This is a genomic window from Desulfovibrio sp., from assembly GCF_014803725.1.
Taxonomy (GTDB): domain Bacteria; phylum Desulfobacterota; class Desulfovibrionia; order Desulfovibrionales; family Desulfovibrionaceae; genus Desulfovibrio.
The window spans coordinates 76417-100624 of sequence record NZ_JAAVBE010000021.1 but is presented as its reverse complement, the minus strand read 5'-3'; the positions used below and the strand labels follow the sequence as shown (position 1 = coordinate 100624).

Genomic DNA, 24208 nt, shown 5'->3' with positions numbered 1-24208 from the left:
CTGACGACGCCTTCCGGGGCTTGCTGCCTCTGCTTGGCAGGGAAAGGCCCCGCTCTTGCGAACGGGGCCTTTGTATTTCAGATGAGTTCAGTGGCGTCAGGCTTCGATTTCGCGCGCCTTGGCCATGGCCTTGGCCTGCTCCTCAAAGTCCTTGAAGCCGGCCTGGTGCAGGGCGTCCAGCACCGTGTCTTCCCAGTTCCACGTCGCGTAGATGACCGGCTTGTGGAAGGTGGCGCGGAAGTTCTGCAGCTCGGAGCGGTAGAAGTCTTCCTTGGGCGTGTCCAGGTGCTCGCGCAACTGTTCATGGCGCCGCTGGAGCTCGCCCTCGTACCACTCCTGGATGTCCTGCGGCTCGGTGTACTTCTTGAGGATGTGTCCGTAGCCCGAACTTTCCATGAGCTCGGAAAGGCGCTTGTGGTGCTGGCGCGTGAGCCACTTGCCGAGCTCCGAAGTCGGGATGTTTTCTTCCTCCACCGCGTTGATGTCGAACACGGTCTGGTAATAGGTGTCGGGCACCACCGAGGCCGACGTGATGCCGGCGATGGCCACGAGCCCGCGCAAAATGACGCTGTTGGACACGCCCTGCCCGCAGAAGCCGACCTTCTTGCAGTACTTCTGGCCGGTGAAGATGCTGACGAGGATGGCCCAGACCACGGCCGGGTCTTCCTCATCATAGATGTGCGAAAGGCGCGAGTTGTCGCGGTCGGTGGCAAGCACCATCTGGGTCATGTCGTTGGAGCCGATGGAGAAGCCGTCAAACTCGCTGATGAACTGCTTGGCGAGGATGGCGTTGGAAGGCAGCTCGGACATGAGGATGATCTTGAGGCCGTCCTGCCCGCTCTTGAGCTTGTGCACCTGCTCGAGATAGCAGCGCATGGAGCGGCCTTCCTCCAGCGTGCGCACGAAGGGCAGCATGATGCGCAGGTTGCTGCCGCCATAGACGCCGCGCGCAAGCTTGAAGGCCTCGATCTCCCAGTCATGGATATTGCGCGAAACGCCCCGATAGCCGAGCATGGGATTGGCTTCCTGGTGCTCGAAGAGATTGCCGCCCAAAAGGTTGCGGTATTCGTTGCTCTTGAAGTCCGTGGTGCGGTAGGTGATGGGCTTGCCGTAGAAGGCCATGGCGAAGAGCGCCAGGTTCTGCGCGAGCGTCTGGACATAGTGCTCCTTGCCAGTGCGGAAGCCGCGCGACTTGATGATGGCGCGGATCTTTTCGGGCAGGTTGCGGATGTCGTCCATCTCCTTCTTGAGGCCGGAGCGGAGGCTCACCTCCTCGCGCAGGTGGCGGATATTCTCAAGCACGCGGACGACGCTCGGGAGCTCCTTGACGCGCTCGATATGCGCCTCCACGCTGGCCTCGATCTCGGCGGCGCGCTTGGGCGCCTCCGGGTCGGAGGGCGAAAGCAGGGCCAGCTCGTCGTCATAACCCATGATGATGCGCACATGGTCGGCCAGGTTGGCCGAAGTCTTGAGCACCTCGATGCGGCGCGAGGCCATTTCCATATGCTGGTCGAGCTTGTGGTCGAGCTCGCGCATCTTGCGGTGCTGGAGCAGGATCTCGTCCGGGGTGAGGTTCTTGTCCGTCTCGGCAAGGGCGTTGAGCTGGGCGGAAAGGCCCGTGATCTCGCCCACATATTCGCGGAGGTTGAAATTGAAGACGATGAGCCCGGCGGCCATCTGCTCGCGCAGGATCTTGGAGAGGCGGTTTTCCAGCTCCTTGAGCTTGGCGGTGACCACCACGTCGAGCTCGCCGTTGTCAAAGGCCTCCAGCGCCTGCGGGTGGATGCCGATATTGCCCAGCATGAATTCGGCGCGCAAAAGGCCGACCTCGAATTGCGGATAGTCGCGCAGCCGCGAGAGGAAGAGCGCCTGCCCCACGTCGGCGAGCACAAGGCCCACCTTGGTCTTGGTGACGGGCAGAAGCGCGATGTCCATCTCGCCGCCCACCTGGTGCAGGGGCAGAAGCCCGCGGTAGACGCGGCCGCGCGTGCCGTCCACGGTCACTTCCGAGCCGTCCAGCGCGCGGAGCACCTCCACCCGCTGGATGCCGATGACAGCCGCTATGCCAAGCTCGCGGGAGGTGATGGCCGCGTGGCTCGTGTCGCCGCCCACGTCGGCCATGATGGCCGAGGCCACGCGCATGCCAGGCACCATGTCGGGGTCGGTGCGCTCGGCGGCGAGCACGTCGCCCTTGTTGACCTTGTTGAGCTCAAGGGCGGAACGCAAAAAGCGCACCGTGCCCTGGCCGGCGCCGCGGGAGGCGCCGTTGCCCTCCACCAGGATCTCGGCCTGCGCCGCGGCCTTGGGGTCGACCTCCATGCGGCGCATGAAGATGGTGGTGGGGTGCAGCTCAAGCTCCTCGTTCCAGCGGGTCTCGGGGCGCGCCTGCACGAACCAGAGCTTGTCGTTGGCGTCGATGCAGAATTCCGTGTCCATGATCATGCCGCCGTAGGCGCGGCTCACGGCGCGCACGCCCTTGGCCACGCGCTCGGCCTGGCTCAGCGACAGCGCCCAGCGCAGGGCCTCCAGCTCCGGCACGGGCACCTCGCGGGTGCCGCCCTTCTCGTCATAGACGATCTTCATGTCCTTGCAGCCCATCTGGCGGATGACCACCTCGCTGCCGTCGTCCCGCTGGAAGACATAGAGCTTGTCGGGCGTCACCTTGCCGCCTACGACCGCCTCGCCGAGGCCGTAGCTCGCGTCGATGCTGACGAGGTCCTTGCGGTTGGTGCCGCGGCAGCCGGTGGCCGTATCCGCGGAGAAGGCCGTGCCGGAGATGACCGGGTTGATCATCTGCATCATGCAGACGGAGAGGGACGTGTTTTCGATGGCCCACTCTTTCTTGGCCGTCTCGGCGATGGAATCGTCGCCCGTTTCCTCGGCCTTGGCGAGAGCGTCCAGGATGGCCTCGCGGCGGTAGGTCATGGAGCGGAGATTATAGGCCGAGGCGCAGTCCCAGTGGTAGGCCTCAACCACATGGTCCGGGCCCACCATGTTGAGATAGGTGTCCTGAAGGCCGGCAAAGGCTTTCTTGCGCGAGTCCTCGCCGGCGGCGGAGGAGCGCACGGCGACCGGCGTCATGTCGTCGCCGTTTTCCTCACAGATGGCCTTGTAGGCGCCGCGCACGGCCTCGTCGACCTCCTGCGGCAGATCCACGGAAAGGATGGCCGCCTGCACGAGCACGGAGCGCTTGCGGAGCTGGTCGATGCCTTCAGGCGAGGTTGCGAATCCCTCGACGATATTGTTGATGAAGGTGCGCAGCTTGGTGTGCGCCTCCTCGCCGGAGGCCTTGGCCGCGTCATGGGCCTGTTTGCCGAGCTGACGCACGAATTTCTGCAGAAAATCGGGGTCGCCATTGATCTCCGGGTCCATCCAGTCGATGCGGCCGTATTCCTTGTCCACCACGGCGCGGACGATGCGGCCGTTCACCTTGGTCTCGTCGAGCAGGCGATGGAAGGCCAAGGACGAGATGGCGCGGAAATGCGGCGCCTGGATGCCCTCGATCTGGCTGATGAGGGCCGTATTGTAGTTTTTGCCGCCAACAAGGAGTTCAGCATCCGGGCCGAGCCCAACGATGTCGGCGCCGGTGAGGACGAGCTTTTTTTCAACCGTTTCGTTGGAACTGGTTTTGGACTTGGAATGCGTGGCTTTGGCAGTCTTGGCCATGACTTCCTCCGTGTTGGAAAACGCGCTGGAGATGGAACCAAGGATATACGCCCATGGGCGCACTGTCCACAAAAACCCGGGCTTGCCCCGGGCTTTCCCGGTGCTTCTGCTGAAAACGCCCGCCTTTTGGGGCGGGCGCCTTCATGTTCAATTCACGGCCTCGTCTGTGGCGAGCGGCGTGCCGCAGGACGGGCAGAAACGCATGGACTCCGCCGGGATGGGCTGGCCGCAGGCCTCATTGGGGCAGAGGCGCGGCACGGGGCCGAGCTCCACGATGAGCTCGCCCTCGTGCACCGAGACCATCTGCTTGCTCTCCTTGAAGTCCGCCGTCTTGAGCACGCGCTTCACGATGCCGTCCACCGGCGCGAGCACCGCCTTCTCCTGCTTCATGATGGAGACATTGAAGAGCTCTTCGCCGGCCTTCACCACATCGCCCGGGTGGACATACATGACCCACAAATCGCCGTTGCTCGGCGAAGCCACCTCATAGGGGTCGTTGGGGTCGGCCATGGGTACGCCCTGCCCCTTCTGGGCGGCAGGCTCGGCCACCTGCACCTCGCAGCTCATGAATTCCGAGTCGAGCACATAGCGGCAGATGGCCATGCCCGCGTCATTGGGCCGCGAAATGCTGAGCAAAAGCAGATGGTGGGGCTTGCCGCTCGTATCCGTGAAGTTGAGGTCCTGCCCCACCTTCATGCCCTCGAACCAGACATCCAGCGGCAAATTGTTGGGGTCGCCATACTTGGCGCGGAACTGGATGGTCTTGAGCGCATCCGCGGGATGGTTCAAGTAAAGGATGAACTCTTCCGCATTGGGCGGCCGCTTGAGGATCTCGGCGCAGGCGCGCTCCTCGGCGGCGAGATTGGTGTCTTCCAGCGACTCCAGCGGCGAGGCTTCCGTCCTTGCGGCGATGGCGGCCTTCCAATCCGCGCCGAAGGCGCTTTCATAGACCCAGTCCGCGGGGAAGCCCAGGGGGAGCTTGCCAAACTTGCCCAAAAGCAGGTTGCGGAAGGCGTCGTTGCAGTCCTGATAGATGGAGAGGCGCGCCCGCCGCATCTCCGGCGAGAGCTCGTCCTCTGGCGTGCGCGTCACCTCGCCGAGCACTTCAAGAAGGTAGCGCACTTCCTCCTCGCCGCCGCGCTTCCAGGCGCCGGTCACGGCCAGGAAGGCCGTGTTCCACGTGATCTGCGAGCCCGGCGTCACATCGTGATAGCGCACGATCTGGCGGCTGCCCTCCAGAAACTTGAGCATGTAGGGCAAGAGGTGGATGTAGCCCTGCTTCATGGCGCCCTCCTGCGAGGAGGAGGTGGCGCCCCCCGGCATGCCGTGCAGGGTCACGTCATGGTCGATCCCCTGGAAGTACGGCGCGCAATAGCGGTCATAATAGGGCATGATCTGCTTGCAGACGAAGTTGGCGTCGCGGATGGCCTCCTTGTTCAGGTGGCACTTGAGGCCCAGTTCGTCCTCAAGATAGGCCATGGTGGACAGCACGTCCCCCTGCCCGTAGGAGCGCACGGCCGCGCCCAAGCCCACGTCGAGGATATGCGCGCCCGCCTTGGCCGCGGCGCCCACGGCCGGCACGAAGAGGCCGTCTGTATAGTGGCGGTGGTAATGCAGCACGAGGTCGGGCCATTCCTTGCGCAGGGCCGTAACAAGCTCGGTCATGAACCTCGGCGGGCACACCCCGGCCATGTCCTTGAGGCCGAGGATGATGTTGCGCGACGCCGCCTTCTCATCCACGCCCATGATGTCGGCCGACATGGCGATCATGGCGCGCGCCACATCGAGATAATGGGGCACGTCGAAGCCCTTGGTCCACGAGAGGGAGATGGCCGGCTCGAAGATGACATCCTTGCGCGAGAGCACCACCTCGGCGAGCGGCCGCATGTTCTCCACATGGTTGAGGAAGTCGAAACAGCGCACCACCTGGTAACAGTCGCAGATCATCTCGCCGGTGGCGCGCATGAGGTTGCGCGGCTGCGGCGTGTAGCCGAGCACGTTGGTGGAGCGCACGAGGAGCTGCTTGAAGGTCTTGGGTGCGAACTGGTTCCACTCCCGCGCTTCCGTGAAGGGGTAGGTCATGTTGCCGAGCATGGCCACGTGGAAGTGCGCGCCGCCGCCATTCTCGATGGAGAAATAGCCCACGTTGTCGAGATAGGGGCCGATGAGCCGGTCTTCGGCCAGGCGGAAGCGGTTGCCGGAATTGGACTGCGTGAAGTCGCGCGGCGTGGTGTCCGTGAAGTGGATGTAATCCGAGTCGCGGATATAGTCGAGGGTGGCGAGCCTGTCCCCGTGCGGATAGGGCGAGGGCCGGCGGCGCACCGAGGGGCTGATGGGCGGCAGCACCGGCGCGAAGGGCCCGAGTGCCGGCGTGGTGATGGAGCGGTATTCGCCGAGCTGGACATAGGGGTTGTAGCCCCTGGCCGAGATCTCGGCCACGAGCCTGGCGAGACGTTCCCCTTCCGGCGCGAGGTCGGTATAGAGCATGAGCTCGGGGTGGTCGGCGATGAAATTGGTGTTGATCTGCCCGCGGCGGAACTCGGGCTGCTTGATGACCTTGCGGAAGAAGGGGATGGTCGTCTTGATGCCACCGATGACATATTCGCTGAGGGCGCGGTCCATGATGCCGAGCGTCTTTTCCCAGTCATGGGAAAAGGCGATGAGCAACGAGCCCGCGGAATCGTAGTTGGCCGGGAACTCGTAACCCGCGCTGATGTTGGAGTCGAGCCGCACGCCCGGGCCGCCGGGAGAGACATAGCGCGAAATGAGGCCCGAGTTGGGCGCGAAATTGTCCTGCGGGTTCTCGCAGTTGATGCGCACCTGCATGGCGCTGTAGGTGGGCAGAAGCTCGGACTCGCGGTAGCGCAGCTCGGCGCCGAAGGCCACGGCGATCTGCTCCTCCACGAGGTCGATGCCGTAGCGGCACTCGGTGATGCCGTGTTCCACCTGAAGGCGCGTGTTGACCTCGATGAGGTAGGGTTCGCCGTCAGGCGTGATGAGAAATTCCACCGTGGCGAGCGAATGGTAGCCCACATCGCGCACCAGGCGGCGGGCGTAGTCCTTCAGGCGTTCGCGCAATTCCGGCGTCACCCCCGGCCAGGGCGAGGGCGTGATCTCGATGAGCTTCTGGTGGTTGCGCTGCACCGTGCAGTCGCGTTCGTCAAAGGCGAAGACATTGCCGTACATGTCGGCGATGACCTGGATCTCGATATGGCGAACGTCTGCGAGAAATTTTTCCACAAAGAGGCGCGGATTGCCGAAGGAGGCCTGGGCCATGGAGGAGGCCTTGAAAAAGGCGTCCTCCAGCTCGGCCTCGTTGTGGATGGCGAAGATGCCGCGGCCGCCCCCGCCGCCCTCGGCTTTGAGCATGATGGGCAGCCCGATCTCCTTGATGAGCTGGCGGGCCGTGGCGATGTCCACCGCGCCGTCCGAGCCCGGGACCACGGGGATGCCCAGCTTGCGCGCCACGGCGCGGGCCTGCACCTTGTTGCCCAAAAGGTTCATGGCCTCGGCGGTGGCGCCTATGAAGGTGATGCCGGCCTCCTTGCAGCGCTGGGGAAAGCGCGTGTCCTCGGAGGCGAAGCCCCAGCCCGGGTGGATGCCCACCACGCCGCGGCGCTTGGCCTTGTCGATGATGGCGTCGATATCGAGGTAGGCGCGGGGCTCGTCCCCGAGAAGGATGAGCTCCTGCGCGGTGGCGGCCGCCGGCGCGGTCTTGTCCACGTCGGTGGCTGTCATGGCGGCAACGGCGTCAAAACGTTCGCGGATGGAGCGGCAGATACGCCGGGCCGGGATGCCCCGGTTTGCCACGAGTATGACCTTGCCCTTGAGAAATTCCTGCACATCGGCGAATGTTTTTCTGCCCATCCCTTTCCCTCTGTTTCCTTGCGTGCCGTCCGCCCGTGATTTGGGCCGGCTGCGCCGCGCTCACGCGGGCCGCAGACTGCCGCCCGTACATTCCATCGCGCCCTGCTCCGTCTCCAGACGTAAGGCTCCCGAGGGCCAAAGCCCGGCCAGCCGTCCTTGCAGGACGGTTTTCCCGTCCGTGACTGTCACCGATCTCCCGCGCCAGAGGAGGAGCGCCTCGGCGCGCCCGCGCCAGGTGCGGGCAAAAATGCGCGCGTTATTGTACGCGGAAAGCATGCGACTTACAAGGCGCGCCCACAGCTCGGGCGCCGGCGCCCCGCCCTTGCCGCTTTCGGCAAGCGACGTGGCCTCAAGCGCGGCCTCGGCCCGCAGGGCTTCCGCCGGCGGATGCGACACCACATTGACGCCGATGCCCGCCAAAAGGACGCCGCCCCGCTCCTCCAGCAGGATGCCGGCCACCTTGCGCGGTGTGTCCCCGCTGATGAGAACCAGATCATTGGGCCACTTGATGCGTACCTGCCAGCCGAGCGCCGCTAAGGCTTCCGCCGCGAGCAGCCCCATGGCAGCCGCGGCCGCGCCGCCGTCGAAGGGCGGCGAGAGCGGAAGGCGCAGGGTCGCGTAGATATTCCCCGGCGGCGAAGCCCAGTGGCGCCGCAACTGGCCGCGGCCGGATGTCTGGCTGGCGGCGAGCACACTGTCCCAGATATGGAGCCTTCCACCGGCTGCCAGTTCAAAGGCCGTGTCGAGCGCGGACGATACCTCGGCAAAGGTAAAGATTTCCGGGCGGAGTTGGCCTTTCGCGCCGGGCTGTTCCGTCCCGTTCATGGCGCAAGCACGGCTTCCGCCGCCTCCTGCAGGTCGGTACAGAACGCGTCCATCTCGCCCCCGTGGTCGAGCCCGGCAAGATGGCCCATGCCGTGCGCCAGCAGGCGCAAGAGATGTTCGCGGGGCTCCTGCCCGTAGAGCAGGCATTCCCGGTCAAGGGTGTTCAGCGAAAGCAGGAGCGTCCCGGCCATGCCGCCGCCCCCGGGGAAGGACAGCACATTGGTCGGCCCTGTGCACATCATGTGCTCCACATTGGCGCGGGCAATCGCCGCATCGGTGACGAGATAGAGCTCGACGCCCGCAAGCGGGCGCCCGTGGGCAGCCGCAGCGGCGCACATGGCCGAAAGCGCCCCCCGCAACTCGAGCCTGTCCAGCGGCGAGTGCCAGATGGCTGCGCCATGCCGGCAGAAAACCGCGGGCTGACGGGCTTGGGCGCGTCTGCGGTCTTCCGCAAGCGCCCCGGGATCAGAGCGCAATGGGCTCGTCCCCGATCATGGACGGCGCCTCGCGCGGAGGCGTCGGCGCCGCCGCTTCCGGCTGTTTCTGGCTCTCGCGGCCATTGGCGGGGCGGGCGCCCTCCCCGGCCGGGGCGTGCTTGCCCTCCTTGGGCGCTTCCTGCTTGCGGGCGCCGTCCTGCGCGGGCTTCTTGGCGTCCGGGTAGGTGATGCGCTGATGGAAGATGCCTGTAAGGATGCGCTGGAAATTCTCGCTCAGGTAGTGGAGATCCTTGAAAGTGAGCTCGGATTCGTCCAGCTGCCCCTCGGCGAAGATGCCCTTGATGATGGCGTCGATATGGCTCTTGATGCGGGCCGGGGTCGGGTCGGTGAGGGTGCGGCTGCTCGCTTCCACGGAGTCCGCCAGCATGAGGATGGCGGCTTCCTTGGTCTGCGGGCGCGGCCCCGGATAGCTGAAATCCGCTTCCTGCGGCTTTTCGCCGAGGTCAAGGGCCTTCTGGTAAAAATAGCGCATGAGGCGCGTGCCGTGGTGCTGGCGGATGATGTCGCAGATCTCGAGGCCGAGATTGTAGCGCTCCGCAAGCTCGGTGCCCTTCTTGACATGCGAAAGCAGGACGAGCGCGCTCATGGAAGGCGCCAGCTTGTCGTGCTTGTTGGGCGCGCCGAACTGGTTTTCGATGAAGTAGTCGGGATAGGTGAGCTTACCCGCGTCGTGATACAGCGCGGCCACCTTGCACAGCAGGCTGTTGGCGCCGATGGCCTTGGCCCCGGCCTCCACCATGTTGGCCACCACCAGGGAGTGGTGGTAAGTGCCCGGGATGGTGACCATGATCTCCTGCATGAGCGGCTGCTCGAGGCTCATGAGCTCCATGAGGCGGAAGCGCGTGCTGTAGCCGAAGGCGAGCTCCAGCACCGGGCTCACGGCAAAGAGCAGGATGAGCGAGAGCAGCGAGCTTATGAGCACGGCGATCATCTGCACGGGCATCTGGACGGGCGCCGTCTGCGCAAGCAGGGCCATGCCGGCCCAGACGATGAGCAGCCCGAGCGAGAGCGGCACCACGCTCCAGACCACGTCCTGGCGGTTCTGGGCGCTGGTCACGAGCCAGGTGGCGAGCATGCCGCCCAGGAAATAATAGAGGAAAAACGCAATGCTCTCCTGGAACATGAGCATGCAGAAGAACGCGAGCAACAGCCCCATGGTGCAGTAACGGCGCGCCGCGAAGACCATGGCCACGAGGCCCACGGCCCCTGCCACGGGATAGGCGAGCGCAAAGGCGTTGAGCAGACTCGGGCTGTCGAGGCGCAGCCCGAGCAGCCAGACGCACTTGGCGCCCACCCCGAAGAGCAGGAGCACGAGCGAAATGAGCAGCATGTCCTTCTTGCGCAGCGGCGTGCCCGGGCGGCCGCTCGGCGCCACGAAAAAGCCCACGGCGAGCAAAAGCGAGCACAGGAAGGCGCCCCCCGCGGTCTCCCAGCGCATGGGGTCGGCCGCGGAATTGTAGAGCGCCTGCATCTTGATCTGCTGCTCGCGGCTCGCACGCTCCCCCCGGCGCATGACGAGCTCGCCCTTCTGGATCTGGTAATAGACGGGCGCCACCGAGGCCACCACGTCCGCACCGCGCTTTTGCGTGGCCTCGCGGTTGAGCGTGAGCGAAGCCGGCATGGTGGCCGAGAGGAGGATATTGATGGCCCGGCGCGACTGCGGGTTGAGCTCTGGCACTTCCCGAAGCTGGGCCGAGATCTCGGCGAGGAAGGACTGCGCATCCGGGAGCGAGCGCACATCGGGCCTAAGGGCCTCGGTATTTGCGTCCAGGTTGCGGAGGATGATGCCCGAATGCCCCACACGGGCCGCGCGGATGTCCCACACGAGTCCTTCGGCGAGCTGCTCGCGGATCTGGGGAAGGAGTTTTTTCAGAAGATAGGTCTGCACGTCCCGGCGCGAGAGCTCGGGCAGCACCTCGTCGGCCACGGGCGCGGTCACTTCCTCGATGAGGCGCTGGAGCTCCGGCGAAGTGCGATGGTCGGGGCCGCTGTTGAGCGCCCTCAAGATGTCGAGGATGCGGTTCTGGAACTGGGTATACGGCTCCATGCTCAGGTCATAGACCGGCGGCTGGAGCGAGAGCACCTGCTTGCGGCGGGCCTTGGTGGCCTGGCTGTCTTCCACCAGCAGGTCGCGGTCGGCGATGACATCGCTTTCCGCCACCTGCCCGGCCACGTAAAGCCGGTGCGAGGTCTCGAAATTGGCGCCCGCAAGGAGCGAGAGGAAGAGCAGGCAGCCGATGAGGGCCCAGATGCCCCAGCCGCACTTATGGCGCGCCTTGAGCGTGCGGATGAGCGCCAGTGTGCTAGACGGCCGGGGCTGCTTTTTCTGCTTCGTCATAGGCGCTGACAATGGCTCCGACTAGAGGATGACGCACCACGTCCGCCTTGCTGAAACGGTGGATGGCAAGGCCGGGGACTTGCTGCAGAAGGCCCAGGGCGTGCACGAGGCCCGAACGCGGCCTGTCCGCGCCGGGCTGTGCGGGAAGGTCTATCTGGGTGGCGTCGCCCGTGACCACCATGCGCGAGCCGAAGCCCATGCGCGTGAGAAACATCTTCATCTGTTCGCGGGTGGTGTTCTGGGCCTCGTCAAGGATGATGAAGGCGTCGTTGAGGGTGCGCCCGCGCATGAAGGCCAGCGGGGCGATCTCGATGACGCCGCTTTCGAGCATGGCCGCCACCTTGGGCTGCGGCGTCATGTCGTACAGCGCGTCATAGAGCGGCCTGAGATAGGGATTGACCTTTTCCGCCAGGTCGCCGGGCAAAAAGCCGAGCCGTTCGCCGGCTTCCACCGCGGGCCTCGTCAGCACGATGCGCTTGACGCGGTGCCGCTGGAGCATGGAAAGGGCCATGGCGACGGCGAGATAGGTCTTGCCGGTGCCGGCAGGCCCCACGGCAAAAACGAGTTCGTTGGTGCGCAGGGCCTCGAGATAGGCCTTCTGCGCCACATTGCGGGCCGTGACGGTCTTGCGGGGGGTGCTGACAAAGACGGCGTCGCGGAATACGGCGCCGAGATTGAGGCCCGGGTCGTTGCGGACCATGGCATAGGCGCGCGTGATGTCCTGCTCGCCCAGCACGAGGCCCCCGCGCAGGAGGGCATAGAGCTGGACGAAGACCTGGCAGAGGGCGCGGCGCACGTCGGGGTCGTCGCTCTCCACAAGCACGCTGGCGCCGCGGCTCGTGATGTGCGCGCCGCTGGTTTTTGCCAGCATGTCGAGATGCGCGTTGCGCGGCCCGAACAGCAGGTTGGCGAGCGCGGGATCGTCAAATTCCACGAGCTCCGGCACAGAGGGACACTCAGGCATGTGACGGGATGTAGCCTATTTCCGCCCTTCTGTCCATCATTGGCCTCACGCGGCATGGGCGCGACGCCGATGTGAGGCCATGGCATGAAATGTGCATAAATCCAGGCGAATCCCCGCACGCGCCGCCGGAACGGGTTTTTCGCCTCCGTCCGGCCCTGCGGCGGCAAATATTTCCTGGAGTCCCCATGAGCATTTCCGGCATCAGCAATTACCGCGACGTTCTGTTCCAATGGCAGGGCCAGCAATTGAAAAGCACGGGCTCTGAAACGGCCAAGAGCTCCGCGGCCAACAGCCTGAGCTCCCTGTTCAGCGGCTCGTCCATGACGAGCCAGATCTCGAGCATGGTGGAACTCACCAAGTATGCCATGGATGCCATGGGCGTCAGCTCCAACAGCCGCGTGACCTTCAGCCAGATCACGCGCTACCGGGAGCAGCTCCAGAGCGAGTTCAGCCAGGCTGTCAAGGACGGCCTCGCCCAGTCGGGCATCAGCGACCTCTCGGGCCTCAGCTTTGAGCTCGACAAGGACGGCAATCTCTCGGCCGTGGGCGCCAACGCCCAGGACCGCAAGGCCGCGCAGGCGTGGCTCGACGCCAACCCGGGCCTTGGCAAGGACCTGCGCGCCGCACTTGGGGAGGCCGGCGTGGACGCGGAAACACCCGTGCAATTCCGCCTGAGCTCCACAGGCCGCATGACCGCCATCAACACCACGGCCGCGAGCATCCAGTCCGCGCTGGACGGCAAGGCGGACCTGACGAAAGACCTGCGCGCGGGGCTTTCCAAGCTCGGCGTGTCGCTCGATACGCCGCTTGAATTCGGCTTTGACGAGGAGGGCAAGCTCGCGGTGAAGGGCAGCCCGGATGCCGGCGCCTCCATCAATCAGTGGCTGGAGGACAATCCCGAGCTGGCCGACGCTCTGAAGGCCGAGCTGGAAAAGCGGAATGTGGACACCTCTGCCGTGAGTCTGCGCCTGGGCGCGGAAGGCAGCCTTCAGGTCAGCGTGAGCAATGCGGCCGTCAACGATATCCAGGCCGTGCTCGACCAGAACAGCGCCGCCGGCAAGAAGCTCGCCACCGGCCTCGACAGCCTGGGCATCGACCCCAATATCAATTTTTCCATCCAGATCGGCGACGACGGCAGCCTCACCGTGGTCAGCGACCACCCGGACCGCGACAAGGTGCAGCGCTTTTTTGACGAAAACCCGGAGCTCGTCAAAAAATACCGCCAGATCGAGACGCTTTCCGGCATCGACGACGCCCGCAAGGCCATGCAGCTCGCGCCCTCCGACATGCGCAAGCGCATCCAGATCGAGTCCATGGCCTCCTGGTGGGCGGATTCCGGCAGCGCGAGCTCCTATTTCGGCGCCTATTCGGGGGGCAATCTCTCCGTGCTCTCCGGGCTCAACCTCAGCGTCTAGGGGCGCCCCGGCTCAGGAGAGCTTCTTGGCGAGCAGCTGGTTGACGAGCGCCGGGTTGGCCTTGCCTTTCGTCGCGCGCATCACCTGCCCCACAAAGAAGCTCATGAGCTTGGTCTTGCCGCCGCGGTAGGCCTCAACCTCGGCCGGGTTGGCAGCGATGACGCCATCCACCGCCGCCTCGAGCTCGCCCGTGTCCGAGATCTGCGCGAGCCCCTTTTCCTTCACATAGGCGTCCGCCATGACGCCGCTCGTAAAGAGCTCGCCAAAGATGTCCGCGCCGATCTTGGCGCTGATGAGCCCCTCGTCGATGACGCGCGCGAGGGCCGCGAGCCCTTCCGGCGTCATCTTCCACACATCCGGGCATTTTTCGGGCGACGGCTCAAGGCCGCGGGCATTGCATTCGCGCAACAGCGGCCCGAGGATGAGGCCGGCCACCTTGCGCGGTTCGGCGCCGCCGCAGGCCGCCTCAAAAAAGTCGGCGAGCCCCTTGCTCTGGACAAGCACCTCCACTTCCGCGCCGGGCAGGCCCGTCAGCTCCACGAAGCGGCGCGCCCGCTCCCGCGGGAGCTCGGGGAGCGCTGCCTTCCAGGCCGAAAGCTCCTCTTCGGCAATGACCACGGGTAAAAGGTCCGGGTCGGGGAAGTAGCGGTAATCCTGGGCCTCCTCCTTGCCGCGCATGGCGAGGGTGACGTTTTTCACCGCGTCATAGAGCCGCGTCTCCTGCACCACCGTGCCCCCGTCCTCAAGGATGTCCTCCTGCCGAGCGATCTCGAACTCGATGGCCCGCTGCACGTTGCGGAAGGAATTGAGGTTCTTGAGCTCGGTGCGCGTGCCGAGCCGCGCCTCGCCCACGGGCCTGATGGACACATTGGCGTCGCAGCGGAAGCTCCCCTCCTCCATGTTGCCGTCGCTCACGCCGAGATAGGTGACGATGCCGTGCAGGGCCTTGAGATAGGCCACGGCCTCGGCCGCCGACCGCATGTCCGGCTCGGAGACGATCTCCACAAGGGGCGTGCCGGCTCGGTTCAGGTCCACATAGCTCACGTTCTCGGTCGGGGCGTGGATGTTCTTGCCGGCGTCGTTCTCCATGTGGATGCGCGTGATGCCGATGCGCTTCGGGCCGTCGCCGGCCTCCACCTCGAGCCAGCCGTGCTCGCAGATGGGCAGCTCGAACTGCGAGATTTGGTAGCCGGCCGGGAGGTCGGGATAAAAATAGTTCTTGCGGGCAAAGCGCGAACTGCGGTTGATGGTGCAGTTGACGGCAAGGCCCACGGTGGCGGCATATTCGATGGCGCGCCGGTTGGGCGAGGGCAGCGCCCCGGGCATGCCCGCGCAGACCTCGCAGACATTGGTATTGGGCGCTTCGCCGAACTTGTTCGGGCAGGAGCAGAAGAGCTTGGAATCCGTGGCGAGCTGGACATGCACCTCCAGCCCGATGACCGCCTCGTACGCACCCATGCGTCATTCCCCTTGGCATACATCAGCGTCAAGGGCGAAACCCCGGACGCGTAATTTTTCAAAAAAGCGCACGCCGCCCAGAAAGCGCACTCCGTCAGGCGCCCCCGAAACGAGCACCTCGTCACCGCCCTGAAGCAGCAGCCCCTCCTGCCCGTCCACCGTGAGCCACGCCTCGGTGGCTGCGCCGACGGACACCCGGCACACGGTGGCCCCCGGGAGCATCAGGGGCGCCACCCCTCCCGCGCAGGGGCAGATGGGCGTCAGCCCTATGGCGTCCATACCGGGGAAGATGATGGGGCCCCCCGCGGAAGCGCTGTAGCCGGAGCTCCCCACCGGGCTGGAGCATACAAGGCCGTCGCAGCGGAGCACGCCCATGGGGCGGCCATCGACCGTCACGCCAAGGCCCATGAGCCTGGCGAGCGCGCCACGGCCCACGACCACATCGTTGACGGCGACCCCAGTGCTGAACTGCCTGCCATCGCGCATTACTTCCCAGCGCAGGGCAAGGCAACTGTGCGCGGGCGTCCCGGGCGCCAGCGCCATTTCGAGGCGTTCCTGCCAGTTGGCCGGGTCGGCAGTGGTGAGAAAACCCACGCGCCCGAAATTGATGCCGAAAAGCGGGATACCGCTGAAGGCGAAATGGCGCGCCACACCAAGGATGGTGCCGTCGCCGCCGAGCACGATGACGCAGCGGCCCGGGCGCGGCAGCCTATCATCCGCGAGATCCGCTCCGGCCTCGCACCGGGCGCCGCCGGACTCACACAGGCGCGCGACGAGGCCCCTGGCCTCGAGCCAGGCGACCACCTCGCGGCCAAGGGCGCGCGCCTTAGCATGGCGCGCCTTGAAGACCACGAGCACATCGGGCTGTTCCCCAACACACATGCGGCTTGATTACGTCATCAGGAGCCCGACCGCAAGCCCGGCGCGGGCTCCCGCTCTTGTCAGCGCCGGCGCTTTGGCATACAAATGGCGTTCCGTCAGGAAATGGCAGGTGCTCCTTTTAATGAGGTCCACGCGATGAGCGACGCCGCTCTGGAGATCATTGCCCGGCACGCGGCCGAGGGCGCGCGCCTGCGCGAAGAATTTTTCCGCCTGCGCGGGGAGGCCCTGCGCGAGGCGGCACTGGAGGCCGCGGCGGCCATAGCCGGCGGGGGCAAGCTCCTTTTCTGCGGCAATGGCGGCAGCGCCGCGGACGCGCAGCACCTCGCGGCCGAGTTCGTCAACCGCTTCCTCATGGACCGGCCCGCGCTCCCCGCCATCGCCCTGACCACGGACACCTCGGCGCTCACGGCCATCGGCAACGACATGGGCTATGACGAAGTGTTCGCGCGGCAGGTGGAGGCCCTGGGGCGCCCGGGCGACATGCTGGTGGCCATCTCCACCTCCGGCAACAGCCCCAATGTGCTGCGGGCGCTGGAGGCCGCGGGCCGGGGCGGGCTCTTCACCGTGGGCCTTTCGGGCGCTGGCGGCGGCAGGATGCGCGGGCTCTGCCGCCTCCTGCTGGAAACGCCGGCCGCCTGCACGCCCCTCGTGCAGGAGCTGCACATCGCCGCTGGCCATCTTTTCTGCCAGCTGGCGGACCACTATCTTTTCGAGAACGCGGCTGCGCTCGCCCCCCTGCTGGAAGCGCGCCGTAAGCTGAAGGACTGACCATGCCCATCTATGAATACGGCTGCGAAAAATGCGGCCGCGACTTTGAGGACCTGGTGTTCGGCGACGAGATGCCCGCATGCCCCTATTGCGGCTCCACGGAAACACACAAGCTCATGTCGCGCTGCGCACGATGCAGGAGCGACGGCGGCATGTCCTTTGACATGGCGCCCCCCTCCTCCGGGGGCGGCTGCGCCGGCTGTTCCGGCGGCAACTGCGCGAGCTGCGGCCGCTAGCCGGCCCCGCATATCGGCCCATCTTTCCGCAACCATCCCCGCCGGTCCCGGCGGCGGCGGCAAAGCCGCCAGGGCGGTACGCATGCGCAAGCACCTTGTCATCGCCACGCGCGGCAGCAGGCTGGCACTCTGGCAGGCGGCCCACGTCAAGCACCTTCTCGAAGAGCTCGACCCGGCCCTTTCCATCTCGCTCAACGTCATCAAGACGCGCGGCGACGTTATCCTTGACGTGCCGCTGGCGAAGGTTGGCGGCAAGGGCCTGTTCGTCAAGGAGATAGAGGAGGCCCTGCTCGAGGGCCGGGCCGACCTCGCCGTGCACAGTATCAAGGACGTGCCCATGGAGCTCCCGGAAGGGCTGCTCCTCGGCTGCGTGCCGCCGCGCGAAACCGCCACGGATTGCCTGCTCTCCTGCAAGTACCCCAATCTCGAGGCGCTGCCCAGGGGCGCCCATGTGGGCACGAGCAGCCTGCGCCGCCAGGCCCAGTTGCTCGCCATCCGGCCCGACCTTCGCATCACGAGCCTGCGCGGCAATGTGGATACGCGCCTGCGCAAGCTGGAGGAAGGCGCTTTTGACGCCATCGTGCTCGCCACCGCGGGCCTCCAGCGTCTCGGCCTGCGCGCGCCCTACATGTTCCCGCTGGACCCTGAGCGCCTGCTCCCCGCCGTGGGCCAGGGGGCGCTCGGCATCGAGTGCCGCGAAGACGATTATGACCTGCTCGTCCTGCTCGCCAGCCTGGAGGACAGGGATACCCGCGTCTGCGTGGACGCGGAGCGCGCCTTCCTCGCCGGGCTGGACGGCGGCTGCCAGGTGCCCATCGCCGGCCACGCGCGTTTTGTGGATGAGGAGAACCTCGTCCTCGAGGGCCTCGTCGCCGAAGTGGATGGCAGCCTCATCCTGCGCGGCGAAAGGCGCGGCGACGCCGTTGATTCCCGCCAGATAGGCGAGGCGCTGGCGCAGGAACTGCTGGACGGCGGCGCCAGGAACATCCTGCAAAAACTTTATCCAGAACATTAAGTTTACAGCATGGCACGCATCGCTCCCCTCCCGGCCTCGCGCCTGCACGCCACCTATGACCCGGCCCGCATCCCCTGGGCGAACAGCTCGGCCGTTCCTGCGCCGCGCAAGGGCGCCTCGCGCTCTGATCCTTTCCAGCCGAGGGCCATGCAGGCCCTTGACCTCGCCCTCCAGATCCGGGCCACGGGCTACAATGTCTACCTTTCCGGCGAGGCTGACCTCGGCCGCAGCTACATGCTGCTCAACTACCTGAGGCCACGCGCCCGGCACAAGCCCACGCCGCCGGATCTCGTCTATGTGCAGAATTTTGCGGATCCGGACCGGCCGGTGCTGCTTTCCCTGCCTGCCGGGCAGGGCAAAAAGTTCAAGGACTCCTTGAAGGATGTCATAGACACCATCGGCCGCGAGCTGGCGCGCCGCTTTGAAACGCCGGCCTATGCGCGCCAGCGGGACCGGCTCATGGAGCGCTTCCAGAAAGTGCGCACCGGGCTCATCCACAAGATGAACGACGTGGCCTCCCACCGCGGCTTCAACCTGGATGTGGACGAAAACGGCGGCCTCACCCTCTCGCCGCTCGTCAAGGGCAAGCGCCTCTCCGAGGAGGAATTCGGCCGCCTCGACAATGCCATGCGCCTTGACCTCAAGCGGCGTGGTGACAGCCTCGCCGGCAAGATGGCCGGCTTTTTGCGCCAGATGAACAAGGCGGAAGAATCCTTCCGTGACGACGAGCGCGAGCTGGAGCTTCAGGCCATGCAGCAGGTGCTCGACGCCGAGCTCACGCCGGTGCGCGACCGCATGCTCAAGATCTCGCCCACGCCGGCCATGCGGGCCTATTTTGACGGCCTGCGCGAGGACATCCTGCGCAGCACCGAGGCCTTTTTGCCGCGCGACGCGGGCGCAGGCCAGGGAGACCACGGCCAGCCCCCTGCGGACGACTGCTTTTACCGCTATGAAGTCAACCTGTTTGTGGACAACGGCGAGCTCGCCGGCGCGCCCATCGTGGTGGAAGACAATCCCACGACCGTGAACCTGCTCGGCTGCGTGGAGCGCGAATCGGAAATGGGCGCCCTCGTCACCGATTTCACCCTCATCCGCGCGGGCAGCCTGCACAAGGCCAACGGCGGCTTCCTCGTGCTGCACATGGAGGACATCCTCCAGCATCCCGGCGCCTGGGAGGGGCTGCTCCGCGCCTTGCGTGCCAACCAGGCCCGCATCGAGGACGGCGGCGAGGTGCCCGAGACGGCCATGCGCACCAAGGGCATCCTGCCGGAAGCGCTCCCCCTTGACCTCAAGGTGGTGCTCATCGGCGACGAGGACCTGTACGAAAGCCTGCTCATGGCCGACGAGCGCTTTCCCAAGCTCTTCCGCATCAAGGCCCACATGACCGACGTGGCCGAGCGCACGGCGCCCAATGTGCGCGCCTATCTCGGGCATATCGCGCGCATCGCCGCCGAGGCTGAGCTGCCGCCCTTCGGGCGCGACGCGCTGGCGTGGCTCGTGGATCTGGGCTCGCATCTTTGCGAGGACCAGCGCCGGCTCTCGCTGCGCTTCCCGCTCCTGCGCGAGCTCATGATCGAGGCCGCCGCGCTCGCGCAATTGCGCGGGCTTGACAGCGTCAACGCCGCCACTCTCGAGGACGCCTACGCCGCCCGCACCTACCGCGCCAACCTCGATGAAGAAGCCTTCATGGAGGAATATGACCGCGAGATCATCAAGGTGCAGACCTCGGGCTCGGCCGTGGGCCAGGTGAACGGCCTTTCCGTCACCTGGCACGGCAATTACGAGTTCGGGCTGCCGCACCGCATCTCCTGCACCGTGGGAGTGGGGCAGGACGGCATCATCGACCTGGAGCGCGAGGCCGACCTCGGCGGCCCCATCCACACCAAGGCCATGATGATCCTCAAGAGCTACCTCACCGACCTCTTCGCTCGCACCAAGCCCCTCATGCTCTCGGCCTCGCTCTACTTCGAACAGAGCTATGCCGGCATCGAGGGCGACTCGGCCTCCGGCGCGGAGCTCGCCGCCCTGCTCTCTGCGCTGGCAGAGGTGCCCATGCGCCTCGACCTCGCCTTTACCGGCGCGGTGAGCCATTCAGGGCAGATCATGGCCGTGGGCGGCGCCACGCGCAAGGTGGAGGGCTTTTTCAAGGTCTGCGGGCGGCACGGGCTCACGGGCTCGCAGGGGGTCATCATCCCCCACGACAATGTGGACCACCTCATGCTCTCGCCCGAAGTGCTCGAAGCCGTGGAGGCCGGCCGCTTCGCCATCTACCCCGTGCGCCGCATGGAAGAGGCCCTGATGCTCCTGAGCGGCCTTCCTGCGGGCAGGCGCCGCGCCAATGGCCGCTTCACCCCCGGGAGCCTCTATGACCTTGTGGACCGGCGCCTCGAGCGCCTTGGCTGCTACGCCCAGACCGCCTTTCGGCGCAGCCGCGGCAACTGAGCCCGCGCGAGGCCCCGCATGAACAGGAACCCGAGCAAGAAAGCCGCCCTGCTCCAGGCCGCCAAGGAGCTTTTCGGCGAATACGGCTACGCGGAGACCACCTTCAAGAAGATCTCCGACCGCGCCGGCGTGGCCCTGGGCCTTTTGACGCACCACTACGGCAACAAGGAAAAGCTCTTCCTCGCCTCGGGGCTGGACGTGCTCGAGCAGTTCCTCGCGCACCTCAAGGCGGCGGTAGCCGGCGCGCCCACGGGCTATGACGCGGTGATGCGCTTTTGCCGCGCCTATCTTGATTTTTCCATCGACCCGCACTCCAACTGGCTCGTGCTCGTGCGCTGCTCCCCTTACAGCGACATGAAGACCAAGACCGACCGCGACCTCATGGATTCGCGCTTCGCCCGCATCCATGAACTGCTCGCCGGGCTGCTCGTGCGCGGCGTGGAGGACGGGAGCCTCGTGCAGCTGGACGCGGACGGCACGGCGCAGGTGGTCATTTCGCTCCTCGTGGGCGCCAACAGAACGCGGGTGCTCACGCCCTACGCCCCGCAGGGCCTGTATGAAGAAACGCTGGCCTTTGTTTCCCGCTCCATCAAGAGCCGCGCCTGCGGAGAGACGGCGGGGGCGAACCCGTGAACTGATTGCCGGCCCCTCGTGGCCGTCCCGGAAAAAACGGCTTCAGGAGAACGCATGGAATTCTTCAAGGCGCTCATGCTCACCGACATGGCGGTCAGGATCGCCGTGCTCTCCCTTGCGGGCGCGCTGGTGCTGGCGGTGTACAATCTCGCGACGGTCGCCCGCAAACACCGGGCCGGGCGCAACTGATGCTGTTCAATATCTGCATCTGGGCCGGCTATATCGCGGTCTTTGTGTGGCTCGCGCGCAAGGGGCGCGGCCATGACGCGCTCACCGCCGGCCGCGTGGGCTTCGGCATCCAGGCCTTCGCCTATGTGGCAACCTATATTTCCGCTGTGGCCCTCGTGGGCTTCGGTGGCCTCGCCTATGCCTATGGCCTGCAAATGCTCCTCGTGGCCGCCGGCAACGTGTGGCTGGGCACCTGGATGGTTTACCGCTTCATGGCGTGGCCCACCCGTGTCTGCCAGCGGGCCCTCGGCGCGCGCACGCCCACCCAGCTGATCGCCAAGGGCCATGAGAGCCGGGCGCTCGGCAAGGCGCTGGCCGTGCTGTTCGCCGTCTTTCTCGGTGTGTACGCCTCGGCCGTCATCAAGGGCGCGGCGCTGTTGCTCGCGCAGATCGTGCCCGTGCCCGTGTGGATACTCATCTGGGCGGTGGCCATGCTGGTGGGCTTCGCCGTTTTTGTGGGCGGCCTGCGCGGCGTGCTCTATACCGAGGCCATGCAGGGCTTTGTGATGCTGGTAGGCATCTGCATGCTGGTGGGCGCCGTGTTCGTGAATGTGGGCGGCCCCGCCGCGGGCATCGAAAAGCTGGCCGCGCTCCCGCCCACGCCCGCAGTCAACAACGGTTTTACGGGCCTTTCCGGCGGCGAGCAGGGCTGGTTCATCATTTCGCTCGTCATCGTGACTTCCGTGGCGGTGTGGGCGCAGCCCCAGATGATCCAGAGGCACTTCGCGCTCGCCTCCCCGCGGCAGGTGGACCGCATCACCCCGCTCGCCATGCTGGTGCTCACCCTGCTCGTGGGGGGCGCCTATTTCGCCGCCTCGCTCTCCCGGCTCATTTTGCCCGAAGTGAGCTCGCCGGACGAAGTGATGCCCATGCTCGTGCGCATGCTGCTGCCCAATGCCGGGCTCCAGCTCTTTGTGCTCGCCATCGTGTCTGCGTCGCTCTCCACGGCCACGGCCATCTTCCATATCGCCGTGTCGGCGCTCGCAGAAGATCTGCCCGGCCGCAAGGCCTCGCGCGGAGCGTGGCTGGCCGGTATCGTCTTTTGCGTCCTGCTTTCCGGGGGCTGCGCGCAGATCAAGGGCCAGCTCATCGCGCTGCTCTGCACCACGAGCTGGAGCATCGTGGGCGCCACCGTGCTCGTGCCCTATGTGGCGCTCGTGCGCTTCGGCAAGCGCTGCCCGGTGGCGGCGTGGCTGAGCTGCACGGCGGGCTTCACGGTGTGCATGTTCTGGTATCTCACGGCCAACAAGAGCTTCAGCATCCTGCCGCTCTTCTGGGAAAAAGCGGCCATCATCCCGCCCTTCTTCGCGGGCTTCGCCTTTTCGCTGCTCGGCTGGGCGGTGGGCTGGTACCTGGCACGCAATCGCCACTCCGAGCATCCCTTCCGCAAGGAGATGTATAATTGATAAAGGGGCGCCCGCTCCCGAAGCGGCGCCCCCGATAGAATCGGCTCCGAACCCGGGCCCGGTGCCTCAGCGCTTTTCCCCACGGGGCCTACGCCAGGAATCGGACTGGATACACGCGCAAGCGCGCCCTGCTCTTTCCCGAGGCTCCATGAGCGGCACGGCATGAAAAAATCCTCCACTCCACTTCCTCCGGCGCCCCTGACCGTGGTCGGCATGGCCGACGCCAGCGCGGACACGGCCGCCACCTGCCCGCTCTTCCTCGCGCCCGTCAATGCCGGCTGGCCCTCCGCCGCCGAGGACTATATCGACGGGCAGCTCAACCTGCACGAGCTCATCGTCCGTCATCCCTCGGCGACATTCTTTCTCCGGGCCGCCGGGGATTCCATGCTCGGCGTGGGCATCCACGACGGCGACCTGCTCGTGGTGGACCGCTCGCTCGAGGCTTCGCACAACCGGGTCGTCATCGCGGCCTTGGACGGCGAGCTGCTGGTCAAGAAGCTCTGCCGCAGGGACGGCCGCGTGCTCCTGCAGCCGGCGAACCCGGACTATCCCGAATTTGACATCACCGAAAGGGAATACGCCCACATCTGGGGCGTGGTGAGTCATGTGATCCACCGGCTCTGATTGGGCCAGCCGATGCGTGGGGGGAATTTACCGGATATTTTGTTTTATCTGATAAACAAGTTCATCATGGAGCGGCGCTGAAAATTCTCCTCGTCACATGGGACGCCGCGAGGCGATTTCATGGTTTCTGCTGCCAAGGCGCTCGTTTTGATGATGCAGGCGGAGTGAAGAGAAGAAAATACAAGACGCGAGTGATATTTCAGGCCTCTCGCCGGTGGCAAACGCCCGAACCGCGCGGCGGCAGGAGTTGCGTACCCCTCTGCGCGATGGCGAGGAGTTCTGACAGGCAGATGTCGCCCCTTGCCTGGATCGACAGCCCTTCAAAAAAATTATGCAACGCGCCGGAAATGGCCGGGATGTCGCTGTCTGCCGGGATCTGCCCGGTATTCACGGCGTCTTTCAGCTTGGTGCGGAACATGGCGCGCGTCAGTTCGCGCCTTTCGCTCACCGCGCGCAGGAGTTGGGGTTCGTCTTCCGGCAGATTGAGGAAGCCCATGACGATAAGGCAGCCGCACGGGGCATTCGGCGCGAGGAGGATGTGCGCCGCCTCCGTGAAAAAAGCCTCCGTTGCCGCGTAAATATCCGGGGCCGCACGGTACTTCGCGTAAAGCGGGTCCCAATAGGTCTGCTGGTAATAGGTCAGGGCCTCAAGAAACAGGGCAGACTTGTTGCCATAGGCGCAATAAATGCTTGGGGAGGCGATGCCCATGGCGGCGCTCAGTTGCGCCATGGTCGTCTGCTCATAGCCGTGCCGCCAGAAGACATTGAGGGCGGTGCGCAACGCGGCGTCGCGGTCAAAGGTACGCGGGCGCCCGTGCGCGATGTTTTTTGATTCCTCTTTCGTCATCTTCATTCCGCTTTTCCTGCGCTCCCCTGGCCGTCACGGGTTGAAGCTTGGCTATTCTATGCACCGGGGGCCGAGGATGCAAGGGAGATACTTTTTT

Annotated in this window: 18 protein-coding genes; 9 read left to right on the top strand and 9 right to left on the bottom strand. The window is 65.7% G+C overall.

Annotated features, from left to right (window positions below):
* Positions 1-96 precede the first annotated feature (96 nt).
* The 6 genes from HDR50_RS07935 to HDR50_RS07910 all read right to left on the bottom strand — a co-directional run bounded on the left by HDR50_RS07935 (position 97) and on the right by HDR50_RS07910 (position 12157).
* On the bottom strand, positions 97-3666 hold the full coding sequence (locus tag HDR50_RS07935; protein WP_291357570.1) for a PEP/pyruvate-binding domain-containing protein: 3570 nt from the start codon (positions 3664-3666) through the stop codon (positions 97-99).
* Positions 3667-3813: 147 nt separating this feature from the next.
* Positions 3814-7533 carry a pyruvate carboxylase gene (locus tag HDR50_RS07930; RefSeq protein ID WP_291357568.1) on the bottom strand — a complete coding sequence of 1240 codons (3720 nt, stop codon included), beginning with the start codon at positions 7531-7533 and terminating at the stop codon, positions 3814-3816.
* A gap of 60 nt (positions 7534-7593) precedes the next feature.
* On the bottom strand, positions 7594-8358 hold the full coding sequence (locus tag HDR50_RS07925; RefSeq protein WP_291357566.1) for a biotin--[acetyl-CoA-carboxylase] ligase: 765 nt from the start codon (positions 8356-8358) through the stop codon (positions 7594-7596).
* Positions 8355-8834, bottom strand: coding sequence for an rRNA maturation RNase YbeY (ybeY, locus tag HDR50_RS07920; protein ID WP_365817224.1), 480 nt, complete (start codon positions 8832-8834; stop codon positions 8355-8357). The genes HDR50_RS07925 and ybeY overlap by 4 nt, the downstream gene beginning before the upstream one ends.
* Complete coding sequence (locus tag HDR50_RS07915) at positions 8824-11193, bottom strand: HDIG domain-containing metalloprotein (RefSeq protein WP_291357564.1); 2370 nt, start codon at positions 11191-11193, stop codon at positions 8824-8826. The genes ybeY and HDR50_RS07915 overlap by 11 nt, the downstream gene beginning before the upstream one ends.
* Complete coding sequence (locus HDR50_RS07910) at positions 11159-12157, bottom strand: PhoH family protein (RefSeq protein ID WP_291357563.1); 999 nt, start codon at positions 12155-12157, stop codon at positions 11159-11161. Before HDR50_RS07910 ends, HDR50_RS07915 begins: the two co-directional genes overlap by 35 nt.
* Before the next feature lie 185 nt (positions 12158-12342).
* Between HDR50_RS07910 and HDR50_RS07905 the strand changes: the two genes are divergently transcribed.
* Entirely contained in the window at positions 12343-13572 is a 1230-nt protein-coding gene (locus tag HDR50_RS07905) for a hypothetical protein (RefSeq protein WP_291357562.1), read from the top strand.
* A 12-nt stretch (positions 13573-13584) separates the two neighbouring features.
* On the opposite strand, the gene gatB is transcribed toward HDR50_RS07905, so the two are convergent.
* Together gatB and HDR50_RS07895 are read right to left on the bottom strand one after the other, a co-directional pair.
* A complete protein-coding gene (gene gatB, locus HDR50_RS07900) occupies positions 13585-15030 on the bottom strand; it encodes an Asp-tRNA(Asn)/Glu-tRNA(Gln) amidotransferase subunit GatB (RefSeq protein ID WP_291357560.1) in 1446 nt (481 codons plus the stop codon).
* Between the two features lie 3 nt (positions 15031-15033).
* The gene (locus tag HDR50_RS07895; RefSeq protein WP_291357558.1) at positions 15034-15912 is read right to left on the bottom strand and encodes an NAD(+)/NADH kinase; all 879 of its coding nucleotides are present in this window, start codon (positions 15910-15912) and stop codon (positions 15034-15036) included.
* A 135-nt stretch (positions 15913-16047) separates the two neighbouring features.
* Between HDR50_RS07895 and HDR50_RS07890 the strand changes: the two genes are divergently transcribed.
* The 8 genes from HDR50_RS07890 (at position 16048) to umuD (ending at position 23264) form a co-directional block, all read left to right on the top strand.
* Entirely contained in the window at positions 16048-16680 is a 633-nt protein-coding gene (locus tag HDR50_RS07890; RefSeq protein WP_291357556.1) for a D-sedoheptulose 7-phosphate isomerase, read from the top strand.
* Positions 16681-16682: 2 nt separating this feature from the next.
* Positions 16683-16916, top strand: coding sequence for a zinc ribbon domain-containing protein (locus HDR50_RS07885; protein WP_291357554.1), 234 nt, complete (start codon positions 16683-16685; stop codon positions 16914-16916).
* A gap of 82 nt (positions 16917-16998) precedes the next feature.
* The gene (gene hemC / locus HDR50_RS07880) at positions 16999-17931 is read left to right on the top strand and encodes a hydroxymethylbilane synthase (RefSeq protein ID WP_291357552.1); all 933 of its coding nucleotides are present in this window, start codon (positions 16999-17001) and stop codon (positions 17929-17931) included.
* 9 nt (positions 17932-17940) lie between these two features.
* Positions 17941-20373 carry an ATP-binding protein gene (locus HDR50_RS07875; RefSeq protein ID WP_291357550.1) on the top strand — a complete coding sequence of 811 codons (2433 nt, stop codon included), beginning with the start codon at positions 17941-17943 and terminating at the stop codon, positions 20371-20373.
* A gap of 18 nt (positions 20374-20391) precedes the next feature.
* Positions 20392-21006, top strand: a complete 615-nt coding sequence (locus tag HDR50_RS07870) for a TetR/AcrR family transcriptional regulator (protein ID WP_291357548.1) — start codon at positions 20392-20394, stop codon at positions 21004-21006.
* Positions 21007-21060: 54 nt separating this feature from the next.
* The gene (locus HDR50_RS07865) at positions 21061-21195 is read left to right on the top strand and encodes a hypothetical protein (RefSeq protein ID WP_291357547.1); all 135 of its coding nucleotides are present in this window, start codon (positions 21061-21063) and stop codon (positions 21193-21195) included.
* Positions 21195-22640 (top strand): sodium:solute symporter family protein, encoded by a 1446-nt coding sequence (locus HDR50_RS07860; protein ID WP_291357545.1) that lies wholly within the window; start codon positions 21195-21197, stop codon positions 22638-22640. The genes HDR50_RS07865 and HDR50_RS07860 overlap by 1 nt, the downstream gene beginning before the upstream one ends.
* A gap of 213 nt (positions 22641-22853) precedes the next feature.
* Positions 22854-23264: a translesion error-prone DNA polymerase V autoproteolytic subunit gene (gene umuD, locus HDR50_RS07855; protein ID WP_291357625.1), complete on the top strand. Its 411-nt coding sequence runs from the start codon at positions 22854-22856 to the stop codon at positions 23262-23264.
* A 199-nt stretch (positions 23265-23463) separates the two neighbouring features.
* Here umuD and HDR50_RS07850 read toward each other — a convergent pair whose 3' ends face one another.
* Positions 23464-24117, bottom strand: coding sequence for a TetR/AcrR family transcriptional regulator (locus tag HDR50_RS07850; protein ID WP_291357543.1), 654 nt, complete (start codon positions 24115-24117; stop codon positions 23464-23466).
* Between the last annotated feature and the right edge of the window lie 91 nt (positions 24118-24208).